Here is a 20,767-nt window from a genome sequence, read left to right as displayed (position 1 = left end):
CTGTCCGGCAAGAGGTGGGTCATGGGCACAAGGACGAAGAAACTCAGCCAGCTGGCCCTGACCGCAAGAGAGGGCGCAAACCCAGATATCACTGGTCTGGCCGTTGACAGCCGCGAGGTGAAAGACGGTTTTCTGTTTGCCGCGCTGCCCGGTTCCCGCGTTCATGGCGGAGAGTTCATCCAGTTTGCCCTGCGCATGGGGGCCGCTGCGATCCTGACCGATGCCAGAGGGGCAGAGATCGCCGAGGCCGAGCTGGCAGCCTCAGACGCAGCGCTGGTCGTGGTGGAAGACCCGCGTCAGGCGCTGGCCGGTGCCGCGGCGCTGTGGTTCGGGGCGCAGCCGCAAACCATCGTGGCCGTCACGGGGACGAACGGCAAAACGTCTGTTTCCACCTTTGTCCAGCAGATCTGGACCGAGCTTGGCCATGCCGCCATCAACCTCGGCACCACCGGGGTCGAGGGCGCCTGGACAGCGCCGCTGGCCCATACCACGCCCGAGCCGATCACCTTGCACCGCTGTCTGGCCGAGGCGGCTGAGAACGGCGTGACCCATGCCGCAATGGAGGCGTCGTCCCACGGCCTTGAACAGCGCCGTCTTGATGGCGTTCACCTGACCGCCGCCGGTTTCTCGAACTTCACGCAGGATCATCTGGATTACCACGAAACTTTCGAGGCCTATTTCAACGCAAAGGCCGGTCTGTTCGACCGGGTTTTGCCGCAGGATGGAACAGCTGTCGTCAACCTGAGCGACCCTAAAGGGGCTCAGATCAGGCGGATTGCCGAGGCGCGTGGTCAGTCGGTGCTCACGGTCGGGCTGGGCGATGCTGATCTGTGCCTGATCAACCAACGGTTCGACGCGACGGGGCAAGACCTGCGCTTTGCGTGGCAGGGTCATACGTTCCAGACCCGCCTGAACCTGATCGGAGGATTTCAGGCCGAAAACATTCTGCTGGCCTGTGGGCTGGTCATCGCAGCCGGGGACGGCCCCGAACGCGTTTTTGAAACTCTGCCCCACCTGACAACGGTTCGCGGGCGGATGCAACTAGCCGCCACGCGTGACAATGGCGCGACGGTGTTCGTGGACTATGCCCACACGCCTGACGCTGTCGCCACAGCACTCAAGGCGCTGCGCCCGCATGTGATGGGCCGTCTGATTGCCATTGTTGGCGCGGGCGGGGATCGCGACGCCACCAAGCGCCCGTTGATGGGCAAGGCGGCAGCCAACCACGCTGATGTGGTCTTTGTCACCGACGACAACCCGCGCAGCGAAGATCCGGCTGTGATCCGTGCGGCCGTGATGGCAGGCGCTTCAGAGGCCGCCGGCAAAGCCAGCGTGACCGAAGTCGGCGACCGTGCCGAGGCCATATTGCGTGGAATTGATGCGTTGCAACCGGGCGACGCTCTGCTGATTGCCGGAAAGGGCCATGAATCCGGACAGATCGTGGGGGATCAGGTTCTGCCCTTCGACGATGTGGAACAGGCCAGCATTTCCGTGGCAGCACTGGACGGGAGGGTCGCATGACGCTCTGGACAGCATCTGATGCGGTTGAAGCGACCGGTGGGCAGGCCACGATCGACTGGGTGGCAAATGGTGTTTCCATCGACACCCGCACCCTTCAGCCCGGCGATCTGTTCGTGGCGCTGAAAGCGGCGCGGGACGGGCATGATTTCGTAGCTCAGGCGTTGGAAAAAGGGGCAGGCGCCGCGCTGGTTTCCCGTGTTCCGGACGATGTACCCGTAGGAGCCCCCCTGCTGATCGTCCAAGACGTGCAGGCAGGTCTTGAAGCGTTGGGGCAGGCGGCACGGGCACGAACTGGTGCGCGCGTGGTCGGCGTGACGGGCAGTGTGGGTAAAACGTCGACCAAGGAAATGCTGGCGACAATCTTGGAAACGCAAGGGAAAACCCACGCCAGCGTCGCCAGTTACAACAACCACTGGGGCGTGCCACTGACCCTTGCGCGGATGCCACATGACACCGAGTTTGCGGTGATCGAGATCGGCATGAATCATCCGGGTGAAATTGCCCCTCTCGCCAAACAGGCCCGCCCGCATGTGGCGCTGGTTACGACCGTGGCGGCGGTGCATCTGGAAGCCTTCGAGTCGGTGGCCGACATTGCGCAAGAAAAAGCGGCGATCTTCGAAGGGCTCGAACCCGACGGGGCTGCAATCGTCAACGCAGATATCGACCACGCGGACATCTTGCGCCAAACAGCGGTGGAGCAGGGGGCAGGGGTTGTCGATTTTGGCCGGAACGCAGCGGACTACCGGCTAACCGATGCTCGGGCAGAAGCCGACGCAGTGAATGCCGAAGCAAAGGTTGGTGATCACGTGATCCGGTTTGAGGTGAACTCTGCCGGTACGCATTTCGCCATGAACGCTCTTGGCGCACTGGCGGCCTGCGTCGAATTGGGGGTCGATCTGGATCAGGCCATCGCGGGCCTGAATGCGTGGTCGCCCGTCAAGGGGCGCGGGGTACGCGAAAGCTTGCCATTGTCAGGAGGTGGGCGGATCGAACTTTTGGATGACAGCTATAACGCAAACCCGACCTCGATGGAGGCTGCTCTGGATGTATTGGCCGCCTCTGGCGGTATCCGCCGCATTGCGTTTTTGGGTGACATGAAGGAACTGGGCGCCCAGGAAGAGGCCATGCATGCCGCCATGGCAGGTATCAAGGCGATGGAGCATGTAGATCAGGTCCATTGCATCGGGCCGTTGATGCAGGCGATGTACCACGCGCTGCCAGAAAAGAAACGTGGACTCTGGTTCGCAACAAGCGCCGAAATGGCCGAACATCTGCCTGCGTTGATCCGAGATGGCGACACGGTGCTCGCCAAGGGTTCACTCAGCATGGCATTGGCCGTGATTGTTGACGGTCTGCGCAAAATGGGGCAAGGGGGCGCGCTTGATGGGTGAACATGCCCGCGCGCCTCGTGTGAGAAAGGTATTGTCATGCTGTACTGGTTGACCGCTCTGTCGGACGGAGGGGATTTCTGGAACCTCTTCCGGTATATCACCTTCCGCGCAGGCGGTGCCTTCATGACCGCGCTGATCTTTGGGTTCATCTTCGGAAAACCCCTGATCAACGTGCTGCGCAAGAAACAGGGCAAGGGCCAGCCAATCCGTGACGACGGCCCCGAAGGGCATTTTTCCAAGGCAGGCACACCGACGATGGGCGGGTTGCTGATTGTCGGCGCTCTGGTCACGTCAACCCTTGTCTGGGCGCGGTTGGACAACCCTTATGTCTGGATGGTTCTTTTTGTGACCTTGTCATATGCGGCAATCGGTTTCGCGGATGACTACGCAAAGGTTTCAAAACAGAACACCCAAGGGGTTTCGGGCCGGATGCGTCTGGCTTTGGGCGTGATCATCGCCGTGCTGGCCTCGCTTTGGGCCACGTTGCACCATCCCGAAGCCTTGCAGAACCAGCTTGCGGTTCCAGTGCTCAAGGATACGCTGCTCAATCTGGGAATTTTTTACATCCCGTTTTCGATTGTCGTGATCGTGGGCGCGGCCAACGCGGTGAACCTGACCGATGGTCTGGACGGGCTGGCCATCATGCCGGCGATGATTGCGGCCTCGACTCTGGGCGTGATCGCCTATGCGGTGGGTCGGGTCGACTTTACCGAATATCTCGATGTGCATTACGTCCCGGGCACCGGTGAGATCTTCATCTTCACCTCTGCACTATTCGGCGCGGGGCTTGGGTTCCTGTGGTACAACGCCCCCCCGGCGGCTGTGTTCATGGGCGATACCGGATCGCTGGCCCTTGGCGGCGCATTGGGCGCCATTGCCGTGGCCACCAAGCACGAGCTGGTTCTGGCCGTGGTCGGTGGTCTGTTCGTGGTCGAAGCGCTGAGCGTGATCATTCAGGTCCTCTACTTCAAACGCACTGGCAAACGGGTCTTCCTGATGGCCCCGATCCATCACCACTATGAGAAAAAAGGCTGGGCCGAGCCGACCATCGTCATCCGCTTCTGGATCATCTCGCTGATCCTGGCGATGATCGGTCTGGCGACGCTGAAGGTGCGGTGAAGTGATCAATTTTCTTGAATACCTACGACCACACATTGAATGGGTTGCCAATTCAATTCAATCACTTGTTGCCGCATTGATTCTGGCGTGGGGTGTTTGGTACATGGCTGAGTTGTTTGCAACGGAGAGTAACGCGAAGAGGTGGTTAGCCTTTTTCTCGGCAATAACGGTGATTTTACCGTTCATTTATTGTTTGTTGTGCAATGCACTCCTGATTTCGCTTCGAGGGCTGAAATATATTTCTCAGGATCAAGGCTTCAAACCTGTTGAGAAGTTGGGTTGGGGTCTGCAGTTGCGGGTAATAGCCATAGCCTTAGGAATCGCATTGATCTTGTTGCCCTTTACGGTTGTAACACTCTTTGACGGATACAGGGCCGCGTTGTCGATTTCTTGGGGTATCCTGATTGTCTACACGATCGTTGCTGCTCTGTTAGTATTGTTGTGGAGCAAAAAAGGAACGAAGGTTTGATCCCGGTCAAAGGCTTTTCAGGACAGAAAGTTGCGGTTCTGGGGCTGGGCCGGTCCGGCTTGACCACAGCCCGCGCCTTGCACGCAGGCGGGGCAGAACCGGTCTGCTGGGATGACAACCCAGCGGCCCGTGAAACCGCCGAGGAAGAAGGCTTCACCTGCACCGACCTGCGCAAGCATGGAGCGTTTGACGACATCGCCTCGCTGATCGTCTCACCGGGCATTCCGCATCTCTATCCCGAACCGAACCCTGTGGTGGCCGCAGCCCTGGAAGCCGGTGTGCCCGTCGACAATGATATCGGTCTGTTCTTCCGCTCTTTCGCAGGGCCGGAATGGCATAACCATGACACCCCGCCTCGGGTGATCGCGGTGACGGGCTCGAACGGCAAATCGACGACTGCCGCTCTGATCCACCACATTCTGACCGAGGCCGGTCGCGAGGCGCAGTTGGCGGGCAACATAGGTCGCGGTGTTCTGGATATCGATCCGGGCGGTGATGGTTCGGTCGTGGTGCTGGAGCTTTCCAGCTATCAGACCGAGCTGGCCCGCGCTCTGACCCCCGATGTGGCGGTTTTCACCAATCTGTCGCCCGATCATCTGGGCCGCCATGGCGGCATGGGAGGGTATTTCGCGGCCAAGCGGCGTCTCTTTGCCGAAGGCGGCCCCGACCGCGCGATCATCAGTGTCGACGAAACCGAAGGCGCGTTTCTGGCGGGGCAACTGGCCGAAGGGCCTGCGGATGACCGGGTGATCCGTGTCTCGGTCGCGCGGAAACTGACCGGGCCGGGCTGGCAGGTTTTTGCGCGCAAAGGGTTCCTGTCGGAATACCGCAAGGGGCGGCAGGCGGGGTCTATCGACCTCCGCGCGATCAAGGGTTTGCCTGGTGCGCATAATCACCAGAATGCTTGCGCGGCCTACGCGGCCTGCCGGTCGCTGGGCCTTGCTCCCCGCGTGATCGAAGACGCGCTGCATTCCTATCCGGGTCTACCGCATCGCAGCCAGATCATCGCCGAGGCGGATGGGGTCACCTATGTTAACGACTCCAAGGCGACCAATGTCGACAGCGCCCTGAAGGCGCTTATGGCGTTCAAAAAGATCCGATGGATTTGCGGTGGTCTTGAGAAAGAGGGCGGTATCGCAGCCCTGAACACGGCGGCGGGCGAGGTCATCAAGGCGTATGTGATCGGACGCGAAGCGGCTGGTTTTGCGATGCAGCTCGAGGCGGATACGCAGGTCTGTACGACGATGTCTGAAGCCGTTGAGCAGGCCATGGCGGATGCCCGACCTGGCGAGACAGTCCTACTGGCACCGGCTGCTGCCAGTTTCGACCAGTATGACAACTTCGAACGGCGCGGAGAGGATTTTGCAACGCAGGTCAGGCTCAGGCTGACAGAATAGCCATTTGCAATAGACCGCCGGCTGGGCCAAACTTGGATGCTATCAGCTTGACGCGGCACCACTATTGGTTTTGCTTGCCTGCAGACTCAACACGAGGTTATGACTATGCCATTTCGTAGACTTTCTCTGATCCTGCCTGCCATTCTTGTTGCGGGGGCCTGCACCAATACGGGTGCCAACTATCAGCCTATCGTGGACGGTCCGGTCGGTCCGAACTACAACGTGGACCTGCAGCAATGCCAACAACTGGCGGCATCGCAGGGCAGCGTTGATGGCTCTACCGCAGGGAACGCAGCAATTGGCGCAGTGGGTGCCGCGGCCGTTACTGGGATCGTTCAGGACAGCAGCGACAATCTTGGTCGCGCGGCTGTGGCAGGTGCCCTGGTTGGCGCTGGCGCAGATGTCATCAATAAAAACCAGAACAAAGAAGTCGTGGTGCGCAACTGCATGCGTGGGCGCGGGTATAACGTCGTAGGCTAATGCCCGGCGGCAATTGCAATACCTGCGGCATGGCCTGATGACCATGCCCACTGGAAATTGTAGCCGCCCAACCACCCGGTGACATCCACCGCTTCACCAATCGCATAGAGGCCGGGGACATCCCTGGCCTCCATCGTTTTCGAGGACAAGTCATCCGTGTCGATCCCGCCCAAGGTGACTTCGGCGGTGCGATACCCTTCGGTTCCCGACGGCACCAGTTGCCACGCAGACAAGGCCGAGGTCAGCTCGGCCAGTTTCGCGTCTGACTGATCCGCCAGCTTCCCGGACATCGGAATGATCCGGCACAGGTAGTCGACCAGCCGGGCCGGCAGATGCCGCGCCAATTCAGTGGTCAGCGCCTTGCGACCTGCGCTTTGCCGCTGTGCGCGCAACAGATCAAGCAGGGGCAGATCGGGGATCAGGTTCACCCGGATGGCCTCACCTTCGCGCCAGTATGACGACAATTGTAAAACTGACGGTCCGCTGAGGCCGCGATGGGTGAACAGCAGCGCCTCGTCAAAGCTGGTTCGATCATTCGACAGTCGCACGGGCAGGGAAACGCCGGACAGGTCCCTGAACCGCCCATCCGTGAAGGTAAATGGCACCAATGCAGCGCGTGTTTCGGTCATACGCAGACCGAATTGCCCGGCAATGTCATAGGCCAGCCCGGTCGCGCCCATCTTGGGGATCGATTTTCCGCCCGTTGCCAGCACCAGATTGGTGCAGGTCAGGTGCTGCCGCTGTCCTTCACGTTCAACCTCCAGTGCAAAGCCGCTTTCGGTCTTGCGCAGATCACGCAGAGAGGTTTGAACCCACAGCTCTGCTCCTGCACCGCTCAATTCATCCAGAAACATCCGGATGATCTGTTTCGAAGAGCCATCGCAGAACAGCTGGCCCAGGGTTTTTTCATGCCAGGCAATGTTGTGACGTCCGACCAGATCGATGAAATCCCACTGCGTGTACCGTGCAAGGGCGGATTTGCAGAAATGCGGGTTCTGCGACAGAAAATTGCCCGGCCCGGCATACATGTTGGTGAAATTGCAGCGTCCACCGCCCGAGATGCGGATTTTCTCGCCGGGTGCCTTGGCGTGATCAATCACCAGCACGCGCCCACCGCAATGGGCCGCACACATCATGCCGGCAGCCCCGGCTCCAAGGATTATCGTGTCGTAGGTCATGTGCTGCGCATGGCGTGGATTAATCGGGATGGCAAGGCCTCATGCCGAAGTAGTGCATGAGACGCACTACCCGCGCATTCCCAGATTTGAGGTCGACCGACATGGCGATTGCCAGATGTTCAGCGTGCTGTCATGCTGCTGCTTTAACGCAAAGAGGCTTTGACAAAACAAGCTGGCAAAAGGAATTTCCAATGCAGTTTCCCGAATTTATTTCGTCATTTCCAAAACTGGATGTGCCTTTTCCTGAAGACGTGGTGCAAACGGCCGTCATTCGATCAGATGCAGGGCTGGTCGCTTTCTTCACTTTCCTCAAGGACATGGAGCTTCCCCTGCATTCGCATGGTGCCCAATGGGGGACAGTGGTCGAGGGGGAAATTGAACTCACTATCGGTGGCCAGACCCGCACGTACCGCCCCGGCGACAGCTACTCGATCCCAAGCGGTGTGGAGCACGGAGGGATCATCAAGGCGGGGTCTCGTGTCATCGATGTGTTTGAAGAGCCCGATCGATATCCGATCAAAGGTTAGCGCAAAGAGCAACGCCTTGTAGGTTTAATCACACGCCGCTCCACCAAGTGGCGCGGCTAATACTGCAATTTCCTAGGTCAGCCAGATGCAGAAGGGGGACACCTTGGGCATGGCAGGTTGATTTCTGCCTTATTGCTTCATTCTGCTAGCCCAAAAACAAAAATCCCTGTAATGTCTCAAGCAGACCCCGAAAACGGGGCGTTGACGAGGCAGAGAGTGGCGGTATCTCATGACTGAGATGGTGTATGGCGCGGTCCAGGACCAGCGCGGCGAACCGATTCTACCGAAATGGTGGCGTACAATCGATCGCTGGACGATGTCCTGCGTTCTGATCCTGTTTGCCATCGGTCTGTTGCTGGGGCTGGCGTCTTCGCCACCGCTGGCCGGGCGAAACGGGTTCGATCCGTTCCATTATGTCGAACGTCAGGCCATCTTCGGCGGAATGGCGCTGATTGCGATGCTGCTGACCTCGATGATGTCGCCGACGCTGGTGCGGCGGCTGGCAGTGCTGGGCTTCCTTGGGGCATTCGTGGCGCTGGTTTTCCTACCCGTGTTCGGAACTGATTTTGGCAAGGGCGCGGTGCGCTGGTACTCGCTGGGGTTTGCCTCGCTTCAGCCGTCCGAGTTTCTTAAACCCGGCTTCATCGTCGTCGCTGCATGGCTGCTGGCTGCCTCACAAGAGATAAACGGCCCACCGGGGCGGATCTGGTCGTTTGCCCTTTGCATGGCGATAGTCGGCATGCTGGTGATGCAGCCTGATTTCGGCCAGGCCTGCCTGATCCTGTTCGGCTGGGGGGTGATGTACTTTGTCGCCGGGGCGCCGATGCTGCTGCTGGTCGGAATGGCCGGGTTTGTTGTCCTGGGTGGTATGTTTGCCTATTCCAATTCTGAACATTTTGCCCGTCGTATCGATGGCTTCCTGAATCAAGAGGTCGATCCGACCACGCAGTTGGGCTATGCCACCAACGCCATTCGTGAAGGTGGTTTGTTCGGTGTCGGGGTGGGTGAGGGGCAGGTGAAATGGTCTCTGCCGGACGCGCATACCGATTTCATCATTGCCGTCGCGGCCGAGGAATACGGCCTGATCCTGGTGCTCATCATCATCGCGCTCTATTCGTTGATCGTGGTACGCTCGCTGCTTCGCCTGATGCGGGAACGCGACATGTTCATCCGTCTGGCGGGCACCGGTCTGGCGTGCATGTTCGGCGTGCAGGCGATGATCAACATGGGTGTTGCGGTACGTCTGCTGCCCGCGAAGGGTATGACGCTGCCTTTTGTCAGCTATGGCGGCTCATCGCTGATTGCAGGCGGTATTGCGGTCGGCATGCTGCTGGCCTTTACCCGAAACCGCCCACAGGGCGAACTTGGCGATATTCTACGCGGACGAGGATAATGGGGACTCCATATCTGTTGATTGCGGCTGGTGGGACCGGGGGGCACATGTTCCCCGCTCAGGCGCTGGCCGAGGCGATGCTGAACAAGGGCTGGCGAGTGCGCCTGTCTACCGACCCGCGCGGCGCCCGCTATACCGGAGGTTTCCCGCATTCGACCGAGATTGTCGAGGCGTCCTCAGCCACTTTCGCGCGTGGCGGCCTGGTGGCCAAGGCTATGGCCGGTCCCAAGATCGCGGGCGGCATCGCCAGCACGGTGTTCCAGATGATGCGGGACAAGCCCGATGTTGTTGTGGGCTTTGGCGGGTATCCTTCGATCCCGGCGCTGAGCGCAGCGACCATGCTTAAAATCCCCCGCATGATCCACGAACAGAACGGAGTGTTGGGGCGTGTGAACCAGTTGTTCGCCACCCGCGTCGCGCAGGTGGCCTGCGGTGTCTGGCCCACGGGCCTGCCCGAAGGCGCACGTGGCATCCACACTGGCAACCCGGTCCGGGCTGCCGTTCTGGACCGCGCCGCAGCCGGTTACATTCCGCCCGGTGATTACCCGATGTCGGTCCTTGTCATGGGCGGGTCGCAAGGCGCCCGCATCCTCAGCGATGTTGTGCCCGGAGCCATCGCCGAACTGCCCGAAGACATCCGCAATCACATCCGCGTCTCGCATCAGGCGCGGGACGAGGACGGCGAGCGCGTCACAGCCTTTTACAACGACCACGGCATTCGCGCCGATGTGCAGCCCTTCTTCGGTGATGTCCCCCGTCGCATGTCGGATGCCCAGCTGGTGATCTCACGTTCAGGCGCGTCCAGCGTTGCCGATATCTCGGTCATCGGGCGCCCGTCGATCCTGATCCCCTTTGCCGCAGCCGCCGGAGATCATCAGACTGCCAACGCACGTGGGTTGGTACAGGCGGGCGGGGCCATCATGATCCCGGAAAAGGCACTTGACGTTCCTGCGTTGACACAGCAAATCACCACGGTTCTCACGAACCCTGAAGCCGCACAGAAAATGGCCCACGCCGCCTTGTCTGTCGGGGCACCTGACGCCACCGAGCGTCTGGCTGCCCTCGTCGAGCAATTGGCGCAGAAGGAGACCACATGAACCCAGCAACCAAACTTCCGCAGGACGTGGGGCCGATTCACTTTGTGGGGATCGGCGGGATCGGGATGTCAGGTATCGCCGAGGTGCTGCTCAATCTGGGTTACCGGGTGCAGGGCTCGGACCTCAAGGCATCGAAGATCACCGACCGGCTGGCAAGTTTGGGGGCCGAGATCTTTGTCGGTCAACGTGCTGAGAACCTTGAAAATGCTGCGGTTGTAGTTGTTTCGACCGCGATCAAACCGGGCAATCCGGAACTGGACGAAGCCCGGGCGCAGGGCCTGCCTGTTGTCCGCAGGGCTGACATGTTGGCCGAACTGATGCGCTTGCGCTCGAATATTGCCATCGCGGGGACTCATGGCAAGACGACCACGACCACCATGATGGCAGAACTGATGGTGGCGGGGGATTTCGACCCGACTGTGATCAATGGCGGCATCATCCATGCCTATGGCTCGAATGCCCGTATGGGACAGGGCGAATGGATGGTCGTCGAAGCGGATGAATCCGACGGCTCGTTCAACCGCCTGCCCGCGACCATCGCAATCGTCACCAATATCGACCCCGAGCATATGGAGCATTGGGGCGATTTCGACAAATTGCGCGACGGCTTCCATGAATTCGTATCGAACCTGCCTTTCTACGGTCTGGCCGTCTGTTGCACGGATCACGCCGAGGTGCAGGCGCTTGTCGGGCGTATCACCGACCGTCGCGTGCGCACTTATGGCTTCAACGCGCAGGCCGACGTGCGGGCCGAGAACCTGACCTACAAAGTCGGCGTTGCGCATTTTGATATCCATCTGCAATATGAAGACAAGGTGATCGAAGGCTGCACCCTGCCGATGCCCGGAGACCATAATGTCTCGAACGCGCTGTCCGCCGTGGCCGTTGCCCGCCATCTGGGCATGAAAGCCTCGGAAATCCGCGAAGCGCTGGCCAATTTTGGTGGCGTCAACCGCCGCTTCACCAAGGTCGGAGAAGTCGACGGCGTCACCATCATCGACGACTACGGCCACCACCCGGTCGAAATTGCGGCTGTTCTGAAAGCCGCGCGTCAGGCGACCGAAGGCCGCGTGATCGCTGTGCACCAACCGCATCGCTATTCGCGCCTGTCCAACCTGTTCGACGATTTCTGCACCTGTTTCAACGACGCCGATGTCGTGGCCATTGCCGACATTTTTGCCGCCGGCGAAGACCCGATCGAAGGCGCATCGCGTGATGATCTGGTACAGGGCCTGATCCGTCACGGTCACCGTCACGCCCGCGCGCTGCTGGACGAAAACGATCTTGAACGACTTGTGCTGGAACAGGCCCGTCCTGGCGATATGGTGGTCTGTCTCGGGGCCGGCACGATCAGCGCCTGGGCCAATGCTCTGCCCGAGAGATTGCAACGAAAACAAGCTGTTTGACGTCCCTTCTGTTTGGCGCACAACCTGAAAGTGTGGTAACCTGCCCGCAACTGTCGCATATCCTCGGAGGGGACAAGTGGACTATTCGATGATCCTTGCCGCCCTCTGGGTGATCTGTGCCACGATCGTGGCGTTCTTACCGATGCGCCTGCAGTTCCCGCCGGGTGTGACCCTGCTGATCTGTGCTCCGGTTCTGATCGTCTGGCTGGGTTATGACCACGGTTGGTTCTGGTCCGTTTTTGCCTTTGGCGGTTTCGTTTCGATGTTCCGCAACCCCATCCGGTTCTATTGGCGGAAATGGGTGCGAGGGGAGGTTATGGAGTGAACTGGTCCATCGCCCTTGCCGGTCTGTGGGGCGTTTCCGCGAATCTGCTGGCAATGATCCCCAGCAAAGACAACCACTGGACGCGCGCCTATATCCTGATCGCCGTGGGCATTCCGATTCTGGGGTATGTCACCTATCAAAACGGCCCGTGGATCGGCTTGCTGGTGCTGGCCATGGGGATGTCCGTGCTGCGCTGGCCCGTCATTTATCTGACCCGTTGGACAAAGACGAAAATGCAGGGCATGAAGGCGGCTGACGAATAACCGGCCAGTTTCAGGAGGTCCGCCATGGCGTCGGTCGCTACATTTGCCTATCTGCCAATTCTGTCTTTTCTGCTTGGTGCCGCCGCCGGTTTCACCGCGGGCCGCTGGCTGGGCCTGCGCGGCTTGTTATGGCTGATCGGTCTGGCCTCGGCCGTCGGCTTGGCGTTGATCGTCGTGCTGGCCGGAATTGGCACTGGTGAAGAAGAACAGGCGTTCGGCCCGCTGGTCTGGCTGACCGCCGGCGTACTTCCCTTTCTGTTCGCCACGATCATGGGGGGTGTGGGCGGACGCAGCCTGGCGGTGCGCGCAGACATATGACAACGCTTCCTGCTCCCAAAGGTCGCCTGTCTCGGGCGCGTCCTCTCTCTGACCTCACGTGGCTTCGTGTTGGCGGTCCGGCCGATTACCTGTTCCAGCCTGCCGATGTCGAAGACCTGCAAGCGTTCCTGCGGGAACTGCCCGCAGAAACCCCGATCTTTCCGATCGGTGTCGGTTCGAACCTGATTGTTCGGGATGGGGGTCTACGGGCCGTTGTGGTCCGGTTGGGGCGCGGATTCAATACGATCTCGGTTGACGGCAATACGGTTACGGCAGGGGCTGCGGCGCTGGATGCGCATGTGGCACGCAAGGCGGCGGACGCCGGTGTCGACCTGACCTTTCTGCGCACCATTCCGGGATCCGTCGGCGGTGCGGTGCGCATGAATGCAGGGTGTTATGGCAGTTACACGGCGGATGTGTTGCGTAAGGCCATCATTGTCACCCGGCAAGGGGACCTTGTGGACCTGACACCCGAAGACTTGAATTTTCGCTATCGCCAGACGGACCTGCCGGAAGGTGCAGTGCTGATTTCGGCTGTGTTCGAGGCCCCTTCAGGCAATCCCGAAGATCTCCATACCCGTATGGAGGCGCAGTTGAAAAAACGCGACGAAACCCAGCCCACCAAGGATCGCAGCGCGGGGTCGACCTTTCGCAATCCGGCCGGGTTTTCCTCGACCGGGCAGGCGGATGATGTGCATGATCTCAAGGCGTGGAAGGTGATCGATGACGCGGGCATGCGCGGCGCGACGCTTGGCGGTGCGCAGATGAGCCCGAAACACTCGAATTTCCTGATCAACACCGGCTCGGCCACCGCTGCCGACCTCGAAGGCCTTGGCGAAGAGGTGCGAAAAAAGGTTTACGAAACAAGCGGCATCACGCTAGAGTGGGAAATCATGCGGGTCGGAGATCCGCTGAAAGAATAAAGCCCGGACCGTCAGACCAAAACAGGCAAATTCAGGCGACGGATCAAAGGCATAAACGCAGTACGGACCACCATATAAGGTCCGGGGACATTGAGGCGCACGTTGGGTATGTCGAGCAGGACAAACCCCAAAGTGGCGGTATTGATGGGTGGCCCCTCGGCGGAACGCGAGGTGTCTCTCAGCTCTGGGCGCGAATGCGCAGCCGCCCTTGTGGGAGAAGACTTTGAGGTGGTCGAACTGGACGCAGGTCCCGACCTCTGCGCGCGCCTTGCGAACATCAAGCCAGATGTGGTTTTCAATGCCCTGCACGGCCGCTGGGGTGAAGATGGCTGTGTGCAGGGCCTGCTGGAATGGATGCGCATTCCCTACACACATTCCGGCGTGTTGGCCTCGGCCCTGGCAATGGACAAGCAACGCAGCAAGGACGTCTATCAGGCCGAAGGTCTGCCTGTCGTTCCAAGTGTGATCGTTCCAAGGCTTGAGGTGATCGAAGCCCACGTGATGGAGCCGCCCTATGTGGCCAAGCCAAACAACGAAGGCTCCAGCGTTGGGATTTACATCGTCCACGAAAATGCCAATGGCCCGCCGCAGCTGTCCGAAGACATGCCCGATCAGATCATGGTCGAGAAATATGTTGCGGGGCGTGAACTGACCGTAACGGTGATGGGCGACCGCGCCCTGACCGTGACCGAGATCATGACCGATGGTGGTTGGTATGACTATGATGCCAAGTACAAACCGGGCGGATCATGGCACGTTCTGCCTGCCGATGTGCCACCGGACATCTTTGATCGCTGCATGGATTACGCCCTGCGCGCGCATGTTGCCTTGGGGTGCAGGGGCGTCAGCCGCACCGATTTCCGCTGGGATGACGGCATGGGCGCCGATGGGCTGTTCCTGCTTGAGACCAACACCCAGCCCGGCATGACGCCGACATCTCTGGCCCCGGAACAGGCCGCCCATCTGGACATGACATTCGGCCAGCTTTGCGCCTGGATGGTGGAGGACGCCTCATGCGACCGCTGACCGCCAGACGCGCGTTGGAAATCCATCGAACCAAACCCGTTGCAGGCCCGGATGCGGATTTTGCATCGGCAGACACTGAACAGCGCGATGGTCAACCGCTTCTGCGTCTGCGTGGCGCGCGGGTGTTTTTCCGCGCGGCCCGTCGCAGCGACCCGGCGCCGTCGCGCCTCAGCTACCGGCTCCAGCGCTGGATGCTGACACCTGGCATTCGCCTTGGTGTCAAGGTCGGCCTGCCGATCTGCGCCATTGCTGCAACTGTCGGCATCTTCTTTGCCTCGCAGGACCGTCGCGACGCACTTGCCGCTTATATCGCCGATGTGCGCACTTCGATTCAGGAGCGCCCCGAATTCATGGTCAACCTGATGGCCATCGATGGGGCGGGAACCGGCCTGTCCGAGGACATCCGCGCAATTGTGCCGCTGGATTTCCCGATCAGTTCCTGGGATCTGGATGTGGAACAGATCCGCGACACGATCACCGGGCTGGACCCGGTAAAATCCGCAACCGTCAGAATCCGCCCCGGAGGCATCCTGCAAGTCAATGTCGTCGAGCGTCAGCCAGTAATTGTCTGGCGAACGCATGGCGGGCTCGAGCTTCTCGATGAGACAGGCGCGCATGTCAAGGAAGCCACTTCTCGCAAGGACCACGCTGATCTGCCGCTGATCGCGGGGGCGGGCGCCAGCGATCATGTGGGTGAAGCGCTGGAGCTTCTTCAGACCTCGCGCAGCCTGGGCAATCGCGTGCGCGGTCTGGTGCGCGTGGGAGAGCGGCGCTGGGATCTGGTGCTGGACCGTGGTCAGCGCATCATGCTGCCGACCGAACGTCCTGTGCGCGCGCTGGAACGCGTGCTTGCCGTGAACGAGGTGCAGGACCTTCTGGAACGTGACGTGGCCGTGGTCGACATGCGCCTCGGGCAGCGTCCAACCATCCGAATGACCAAAGCCGCCAGCGACGACTGGTGGAACACAAAAGTGACAGTGAGTAACGGGCAGTAACGACCATGATGACCGATCTTTATCAGTCCCAACGCGCCATGCGTCAGATGCGGCGGCAGGCTTTGCAACGCGGTGTGATTGCGATTCTGGATGTGGGCAGTTCGAAAATCGCCTGCCTAGTGCTGCGCTTTGACGGAACTGGTCGGCTGAGCGAGGACAACACCATCGGCTCCATGGCGGGTCAGACGGGCTTTCGCGTCATCGGCGCCGCGACCACCCGGTCGCGGGGTGTCCAGTTCGGCGAAGTTACCGCCATGCAGGAAACCGAACGTGCCATCCGAACCGCGCTTCAGGCCGCACAGAAGATGGCCGATATCCGCGTCGACCATGTGATCGCATGTTTCTCGGGCGCGAACCCGCGCTCTTACGGGTTGGATGCACAAGTCGACCTAGACGGTCAGATCGTGACCGAGGCCGAAGTGGGTCGCGTTCTGAACGCCTGCGACGTGCCGGATTATGGCGACGGGCGCGAAGTGCTGCACGCTCAACCGGTGAATTTCGCGCTCGACAACCGCTCGGGCCTGATCGACCCGCGCGGGCAGATGGGCCAGAGCCTTGCAGTCGACATGCATATGCTGACCGTGGATTCGACAGCGATCCAGAATATCGTGCGCTGTATCAAGCGCTGCGATCTTGAACTCGCAGGTATTGCCAACTCGGCCTATGTTTCGGGCATCTCGGCGCTGGTTGAAGACGAGCAGGAACTGGGCGCGGCCTGTATCGACATGGGTGGCGGCACCACGAGCGTATCGATCTTCATGAAGAAGCACATGATTTATGCCGATTGCGTGCGCATGGGTGGCGATCACGTGACCGCCGATATCTCGATGGGTCTGGGTGTGCCTGCCGCCGTGGCGGAACGGATAAAGACATTCAATGGTGGCGTTCATGCCACCGGGGCCGACGACAGGGATATGATTGATATCGGTGGTGACACCGGTGACTGGGAACACGACCGCCGCACCGTCAGCCGTGCCGAGCTGATCGGTATCATGCGCCCGCGTGTCGAGGAAATTCTTGAAGAGGTTCGCGTGCGGCTGGACGCCGCCGGGTTTGAACACATGCCAAGCCAGCAGATCGTGCTGACCGGCGGTGGCAGCCAGATCATGGGGCTGGACGGGCTTGCCACCCGCATTCTGGGCCAGCGCGTGCGCCTGGGCCGCCCCTTGCGCGTGCATGGCCTGCCGCAGTCAGCCACCGGGCCCGGGTTCTCGTCCGCTGTCGGCCTCAGTCTGTTTGCGGCCCATCCTCAGGACGAATGGTGGGATTTTGAAATCCCGGTCGACACCTACGCCGCGCGCCCGTTCAAGCGCGCCGTGCGGTGGTTCCGTGACAATTGGTAAGCACCTGCGCGGGTGTGCACTGGGCGCGGCCTTGCTGCCCGGCGCGGTCTCGGCCCAGACCATAATTACGCCCGAGGCGTTTCTAGATGCGGCTGTCGGCAAAACCCTCACGTTCTACGAAATTCGCAGCGGCGGTCTGGTCGGAACAGAACAGTTCCTGAACCGAAGTGTCTCGGTCTGGCGCGAAGAGGGGCAGGGCTGTGTCTACGGGCAGATCACAACGCCTAACGGTCAGATATGCTTTCTTTACGACAATGACCCGGACGGCATTCCGGTCTGTTGGTGGCCATTTTTGCACGAAGGCCGGCTGATGGTGCGACTTGCCTCTTTCGCCGAGGGGGAAATACAGGAAGTGCGCACCATGACCGAGCGCGGCCTGAACTGCCCAGGTGCTCCGCTCAGCTAAAGAAACCGGTTGCAGCAATTCAATTTATCCCTCAAGATATCCTCAAGGCCCGGCAGAGGCCTCGCGGCAGGACCTGAGCAGTTTTCCGCAATGTAAATGACAATGGATCAGAGCGCGATGAACGAATGAGTCCTCGCGTTCATGTCGGTTGTCTTGTGATGGTCGCCGTTGTTTCCGCTATATCTGGCATGTCCTGCGAAATGCCGCCGGTTTCTGCCTTATTTCCTCCATATTTTGTGGGAAAACGCGATTTTTGACGTGACCTTTTGGCATCAGGCCGCTAGAATCGGACAAGGATAGGTAAGAAAAACACCGCTTTGGCGGGACATAAATACAGGCGGACAGAGCATGACATTGAATCTTTCGATGCCCGGGCACGACGAACTGAAGCCTCGGATTACAGTATTTGGCGTTGGCGGTGCAGGCGGGAACGCTGTCAATAACATGATTGAGAAACAGTTGGACGGCGTTGATTTTGTGGTCGCCAACACCGACGCGCAGGCGCTGCAACAAAGTCAGTCCTCGGCACGTGTGCAATTGGGTGTTAAAGTCACCGAAGGTCTGGGGGCAGGGGCCCGCCCGACCGTAGGTGCAGCCGCCGCCGAAGAAAGCATCGAACAGATCGTTGACCACCTTGCCGGCGCGCATATGTGCTTCATCACCGCTGGTATGGGCGGCGGTACCGGCACGGGCGCTGCTCCGATCATTGCGCAGGCCGCTCGTGAGCTGGGTGTTCTGACCGTCGGTGTTGTCACCAAGCCCTTCCAGTTCGAAGGCGCCAAGCGGATGCGTCAGGCCGAAGACGGCGTAGAGGCATTGCAGCAGGTTGTCGACACGCTGATCATCATCCCGAACCAGAACCTGTTCCGTCTGGCCAATGAAAAGACCACCTTCACCGAGGCGTTTTCGATGGCCGATGACGTTCTGTATCAGGGCGTCAAGGGTGTGACCGACCTGATGGTGCGCCCTGGCCTGATCAACCTCGACTTTGCGGACGTTCGTGCGGTGATGGACGAGATGGGCAAGGCAATGATGGGCACCGGCGAAGCAACCGGCGAAGACCGCGCCGTCCAGGCGGCGGAAAAGGCCATTGCAAACCCGCTGCTGGACGAAATCAGCCTCAAGGGTGCCAAGGGCGTGCTGATCAACATCACCGGTTCACACGACCTGACCCTGTTCGAGCTCGACGAAGCCGCCAACCGCATCCGCGAGGAAGTGGACCCAGAGGCCAATATCATCGTCGGCTCGACGCTGGATACGGCCATGGAGGGCGGAATGCGTGTATCGGTTGTTGCAACCGGTATCGACGCCAGCGAAAAAACGACGGAAGTCCCTGTGGCTCGCCGCTCGATGTCAGAACCACTGACCCGCACGGTTTCGGCCGAAGATCATTTTCAGGAAGAAGCACCGGTTGCTGCAGAGGTGGCAGAGCCTGCCCCGCAGCGGGAAGAAAACCGCGAGCCTTCGCTGTTCGAAACCGCTGAAGAACCGGCGCAACCGCAATTCCAGCCGCGCGACGAGCGTGAAGATGACAGCCTGCCGCCGCCGGCCTACCAGCCGCGTGTTGCCGAATTCGAGCCGCAACCCGAGCATATTGAGCCAGCGCCCGAGGCATTTGTGGCACCGCGCGGACATGCCGCCGGCACCCCGTCGCCCGAAGCACTGCAGCGTTTGCAGGCTGCTGTTCAGAAGGTTCCGTCAGCGCCGCAGCGCCCGGCGGCGCCCCGACAATCCGATCCGGTTTCGCAGTCGGAACCCGAGGAGCGCTCGCGTTTTGGCTTCAATCGTCTGATCGATCGGATGACTGGCCATGCGTCTGATACGCCGGCACAATCGCCCCGGCAGCAACCCGTTTTGCGGCAGTCCGAGGCTACGGCGCCAATTCAGGAAGAGGTTGATCCGGATCAGGAGCGTATCGAAATTCCGGCCTTCCTGCGCCGTCAAGCCAACTGATCGCGGTAACAAAATCCACTCAAGGGGCTGCCATTTGGCGGCCCTTAATCATTTATTAACAGCATCTTGCAGGCATGTAAGCAGGGTTTTGCCGATCTGTCACATACATGTTTCAATCGGTTGCAAAGAGTGAGTTGAGCCTTGACGCGGGCTTCCTTAACTGAGTGTCCAACACAGTCCAAGCAGGCTGGACACCACTCACCGAGGCCCATTTTGCAACATACGCTCAAATCTCCGGTCACGTTTACAGGCGTCGGGCTGCACAGTGGCAAGCCGGCGACCATGGTTCTGAAACCGGCGGCAGCTGGTCACGGGATCTGGTTCAAGCGGACGGATATTCAACTGGGCGATGCGATGATCCCGGCGCTCTACCATGTGGTCGAACGGACCCCGCTTTGTACGCGACTGGTGAATGATGCGGGTGTCTCGGTTTCCACAGTCGAACATATCATGGCTGCTCTGGCTGGTTGTGGCGTGCACAACGCGCTTATCGAGATCGACGGTCCCGAAGTTCCGATCATGGACGGCTCCTCGATTGAATTTGTGCGTGGCATCATGGCCAGGGGCGTGCGCCGTCAGGCCAGCCCGGTATTGGCCTATGAGGTATTGAAGACTGTCACCGCATCACGCGAAGGTGCCAGCACCAGCATTGCACCCGCTGACGGGCTGATCATCGACTTCCACATCGATTTCGAAGACAGTGCCATCGGCAGCCAGAGCAAGACGCTGGACATGCGCAACGGTTCGTTCGCGCGCGAACTCAGCGATTGTCGCACGTTCTGCCGTCGCACAGATGTCGAGGCGATGCGCGAAAACGGGTTGGCTTTGGGTGGCACGCTTGAAAACGCCGTGGTCGTTCAGGGCGTCGAAGTTCTGACACCGGGCGGTTTCCGCCGCGTGGACGAGGCCGTGCGCCACAAGATGCTGGATGCGCTGGGTGATCTCTATCTGGCTGGTGGGCCGATTTTGGGTCACTTCACCGGAAACAAGTCGGGTCATTCGCTGACCAACACACTGCTGCGCAATCTGTTTGAAACGCCGGGTGCGGTGCGCCCGGTACTGTGTACGCCGGAACAGGCCGCGCGCCTGCCGGGGCAGGGGTTGGTCGTGCACGAAATTCCCGAAGTGGCCTGATCAGATCAACTCTGACGACATTTGCGCCAGAAGTCGCATAAGGCGTTTTGCACCGGAATTTTATGTGCTAGACCATGGCTCAAATCGGGGCAAACCCCATTAA

The 20,767-nt window shown here is 60.2% G+C and carries 21 protein-coding genes; 20 read left to right on the top strand and 1 reads right to left on the bottom strand.

What is annotated here, in order from left to right; translation table 11 throughout:
- The first annotated feature begins 21 nt into the window (after positions 1-21).
- The 6 genes from AC2FJB_RS02640 (at position 22) to AC2FJB_RS02615 (ending at position 6,377) form a co-directional block, all read left to right on the top strand.
- Positions 22-1,521 (top strand): UDP-N-acetylmuramoyl-L-alanyl-D-glutamate--2,6-diaminopimelate ligase, encoded by a 1,500-nt coding sequence (locus AC2FJB_RS02640; RefSeq protein ID WP_496719081.1) that lies wholly within the window; start codon positions 22-24, stop codon positions 1,519-1,521.
- The gene (locus tag AC2FJB_RS02635; protein WP_496719080.1) at positions 1,518-2,912 is read left to right on the top strand and encodes a UDP-N-acetylmuramoyl-tripeptide--D-alanyl-D-alanine ligase; all 1,395 of its coding nucleotides are present in this window, start codon (positions 1,518-1,520) and stop codon (positions 2,910-2,912) included. The genes AC2FJB_RS02640 and AC2FJB_RS02635 overlap by 4 nt, the downstream gene beginning before the upstream one ends.
- 36 nt (positions 2,913-2,948) lie before the next feature.
- Complete coding sequence (mraY, locus tag AC2FJB_RS02630; RefSeq protein ID WP_117868327.1) at positions 2,949-4,031, top strand: phospho-N-acetylmuramoyl-pentapeptide-transferase; 1,083 nt, start codon at positions 2,949-2,951, stop codon at positions 4,029-4,031.
- A 1-nt stretch (position 4,032) separates the two neighbouring features.
- Positions 4,033-4,500: a hypothetical protein gene (locus tag AC2FJB_RS02625; RefSeq protein ID WP_496719079.1), complete on the top strand. Its 468-nt coding sequence runs from the start codon at positions 4,033-4,035 to the stop codon at positions 4,498-4,500.
- Positions 4,497-5,897, top strand: a complete 1,401-nt coding sequence (murD, locus tag AC2FJB_RS02620; RefSeq protein WP_496817740.1) for a UDP-N-acetylmuramoyl-L-alanine--D-glutamate ligase — start codon at positions 4,497-4,499, stop codon at positions 5,895-5,897. Before AC2FJB_RS02625 ends, murD begins: the two co-directional genes overlap by 4 nt.
- A 105-nt stretch (positions 5,898-6,002) precedes the next feature.
- Entirely contained in the window at positions 6,003-6,377 is a 375-nt protein-coding gene (locus AC2FJB_RS02615) for a glycine zipper family protein (RefSeq protein ID WP_254683773.1), read from the top strand.
- On the opposite strand, the gene AC2FJB_RS02610 is transcribed toward AC2FJB_RS02615, so the two are convergent.
- Positions 6,374-7,555, bottom strand: a complete 1,182-nt coding sequence (locus tag AC2FJB_RS02610) for a BaiN/RdsA family NAD(P)/FAD-dependent oxidoreductase (protein ID WP_496719253.1) — start codon at positions 7,553-7,555, stop codon at positions 6,374-6,376. The genes AC2FJB_RS02615 and AC2FJB_RS02610 overlap by 4 nt on opposite strands.
- A 191-nt stretch (positions 7,556-7,746) precedes the next feature.
- Between AC2FJB_RS02610 and AC2FJB_RS02605 the strand changes: the two genes are divergently transcribed.
- The 14 genes from AC2FJB_RS02605 (at position 7,747) to lpxC (ending at position 20,664) form a co-directional block, all read left to right on the top strand.
- On the top strand, positions 7,747-8,082 hold the full coding sequence (locus tag AC2FJB_RS02605; RefSeq protein ID WP_117872617.1) for a cupin domain-containing protein: 336 nt from the start codon (positions 7,747-7,749) through the stop codon (positions 8,080-8,082).
- Positions 8,083-8,311: 229 nt separating this feature from the next.
- Positions 8,312-9,475, top strand: a complete 1,164-nt coding sequence (gene ftsW / locus AC2FJB_RS02600; RefSeq protein ID WP_299894763.1) for a putative lipid II flippase FtsW — start codon at positions 8,312-8,314, stop codon at positions 9,473-9,475.
- Positions 9,475-10,572, top strand: a complete 1,098-nt coding sequence (locus AC2FJB_RS02595; RefSeq protein ID WP_496681368.1) for a UDP-N-acetylglucosamine--N-acetylmuramyl-(pentapeptide) pyrophosphoryl-undecaprenol N-acetylglucosamine transferase — start codon at positions 9,475-9,477, stop codon at positions 10,570-10,572. Before ftsW ends, AC2FJB_RS02595 begins: the two co-directional genes overlap by 1 nt.
- The gene (gene murC, locus AC2FJB_RS02590) at positions 10,569-11,978 is read left to right on the top strand and encodes a UDP-N-acetylmuramate--L-alanine ligase (protein ID WP_299894756.1); all 1,410 of its coding nucleotides are present in this window, start codon (positions 10,569-10,571) and stop codon (positions 11,976-11,978) included. The genes AC2FJB_RS02595 and murC overlap by 4 nt, the downstream gene beginning before the upstream one ends.
- A gap of 76 nt (positions 11,979-12,054) precedes the next feature.
- Positions 12,055-12,303, top strand: coding sequence for a DUF2484 family protein (locus tag AC2FJB_RS02585; protein WP_205511894.1), 249 nt, complete (start codon positions 12,055-12,057; stop codon positions 12,301-12,303).
- On the top strand, positions 12,300-12,566 hold the full coding sequence (locus AC2FJB_RS02580) for a DUF2484 family protein (RefSeq protein WP_117868335.1): 267 nt from the start codon (positions 12,300-12,302) through the stop codon (positions 12,564-12,566). Before AC2FJB_RS02585 ends, AC2FJB_RS02580 begins: the two co-directional genes overlap by 4 nt.
- A gap of 24 nt (positions 12,567-12,590) precedes the next feature.
- Positions 12,591-12,884, top strand: coding sequence for a hypothetical protein (locus AC2FJB_RS02575; protein ID WP_496719252.1), 294 nt, complete (start codon positions 12,591-12,593; stop codon positions 12,882-12,884).
- Positions 12,881-13,807, top strand: a complete 927-nt coding sequence (gene murB, locus AC2FJB_RS02570; protein WP_117868337.1) for a UDP-N-acetylmuramate dehydrogenase — start codon at positions 12,881-12,883, stop codon at positions 13,805-13,807. The genes AC2FJB_RS02575 and murB overlap by 4 nt, the downstream gene beginning before the upstream one ends.
- A 102-nt stretch (positions 13,808-13,909) precedes the next feature.
- A complete protein-coding gene (locus tag AC2FJB_RS02565; RefSeq protein ID WP_117868338.1) occupies positions 13,910-14,833 on the top strand; it encodes a D-alanine--D-alanine ligase in 924 nt (307 codons plus the stop codon).
- Positions 14,821-15,828 carry a cell division protein FtsQ/DivIB gene (locus AC2FJB_RS02560; protein ID WP_117868339.1) on the top strand — a complete coding sequence of 336 codons (1,008 nt, stop codon included), beginning with the start codon at positions 14,821-14,823 and terminating at the stop codon, positions 15,826-15,828. The genes AC2FJB_RS02565 and AC2FJB_RS02560 overlap by 13 nt, the downstream gene beginning before the upstream one ends.
- Before the next feature lie 8 nt (positions 15,829-15,836).
- Positions 15,837-17,171 (top strand): cell division protein FtsA, encoded by a 1,335-nt coding sequence (gene ftsA, locus AC2FJB_RS02555; RefSeq protein ID WP_117872621.1) that lies wholly within the window; start codon positions 15,837-15,839, stop codon positions 17,169-17,171.
- Complete coding sequence (locus AC2FJB_RS02550; protein WP_117868340.1) at positions 17,158-17,577, top strand: hypothetical protein; 420 nt, start codon at positions 17,158-17,160, stop codon at positions 17,575-17,577. Before ftsA ends, AC2FJB_RS02550 begins: the two co-directional genes overlap by 14 nt.
- A 348-nt stretch (positions 17,578-17,925) precedes the next feature.
- Positions 17,926-19,530, top strand: a complete 1,605-nt coding sequence (gene ftsZ, locus AC2FJB_RS02545; protein WP_299638603.1) for a cell division protein FtsZ — start codon at positions 17,926-17,928, stop codon at positions 19,528-19,530.
- Between the two features lie 213 nt (positions 19,531-19,743).
- The gene (gene lpxC / locus AC2FJB_RS02540) at positions 19,744-20,664 is read left to right on the top strand and encodes a UDP-3-O-acyl-N-acetylglucosamine deacetylase (RefSeq protein WP_496719251.1); all 921 of its coding nucleotides are present in this window, start codon (positions 19,744-19,746) and stop codon (positions 20,662-20,664) included.
- Positions 20,665-20,767: the final 103 nt, after the last annotated feature.

The organism is Ruegeria sp. CDSC085 (assembly GCF_059610465.1).
Note: the sequence above shows the minus strand (reverse complement) of the source record. Positions and strands in the feature narration are given on the sequence as shown.

Coding starts and splice junctions, on each gene's coding strand:
- murB (WP_117868337.1), top strand. CDS start 12,881: ATGACAACGCTTCCTGCTCCCAAAGGTCGCCTGTCTCGGGCGCGTCCT.
- AC2FJB_RS02635 (WP_496719080.1), top strand. CDS start 1,518: ATGACGCTCTGGACAGCATCTGATGCGGTTGAAGCGACCGGTGGGCAG.
- mraY (WP_117868327.1), top strand. CDS start 2,949: ATGCTGTACTGGTTGACCGCTCTGTCGGACGGAGGGGATTTCTGGAAC.
- AC2FJB_RS02640 (WP_496719081.1), top strand. CDS start 22: ATGGGCACAAGGACGAAGAAACTCAGCCAGCTGGCCCTGACCGCAAGA.
- AC2FJB_RS02605 (WP_117872617.1), top strand. CDS start 7,747: ATGCAGTTTCCCGAATTTATTTCGTCATTTCCAAAACTGGATGTGCCT.
- AC2FJB_RS02595 (WP_496681368.1), top strand. CDS start 9,475: ATGGGGACTCCATATCTGTTGATTGCGGCTGGTGGGACCGGGGGGCAC.
- AC2FJB_RS02575 (WP_496719252.1), top strand. CDS start 12,591: ATGGCGTCGGTCGCTACATTTGCCTATCTGCCAATTCTGTCTTTTCTG.
- ftsZ (WP_299638603.1), top strand. CDS start 17,926: ATGACATTGAATCTTTCGATGCCCGGGCACGACGAACTGAAGCCTCGG.
- ftsW (WP_299894763.1), top strand. CDS start 8,312: ATGACTGAGATGGTGTATGGCGCGGTCCAGGACCAGCGCGGCGAACCG.
- ftsA (WP_117872621.1), top strand. CDS start 15,837: ATGACCGATCTTTATCAGTCCCAACGCGCCATGCGTCAGATGCGGCGG.
- AC2FJB_RS02560 (WP_117868339.1), top strand. CDS start 14,821: ATGCGACCGCTGACCGCCAGACGCGCGTTGGAAATCCATCGAACCAAA.
- AC2FJB_RS02615 (WP_254683773.1), top strand. CDS start 6,003: ATGCCATTTCGTAGACTTTCTCTGATCCTGCCTGCCATTCTTGTTGCG.
- AC2FJB_RS02610 (WP_496719253.1), bottom strand. CDS start 7,555: ATGACCTACGACACGATAATCCTTGGAGCCGGGGCTGCCGGCATGATG.
- murC (WP_299894756.1), top strand. CDS start 10,569: ATGAACCCAGCAACCAAACTTCCGCAGGACGTGGGGCCGATTCACTTT.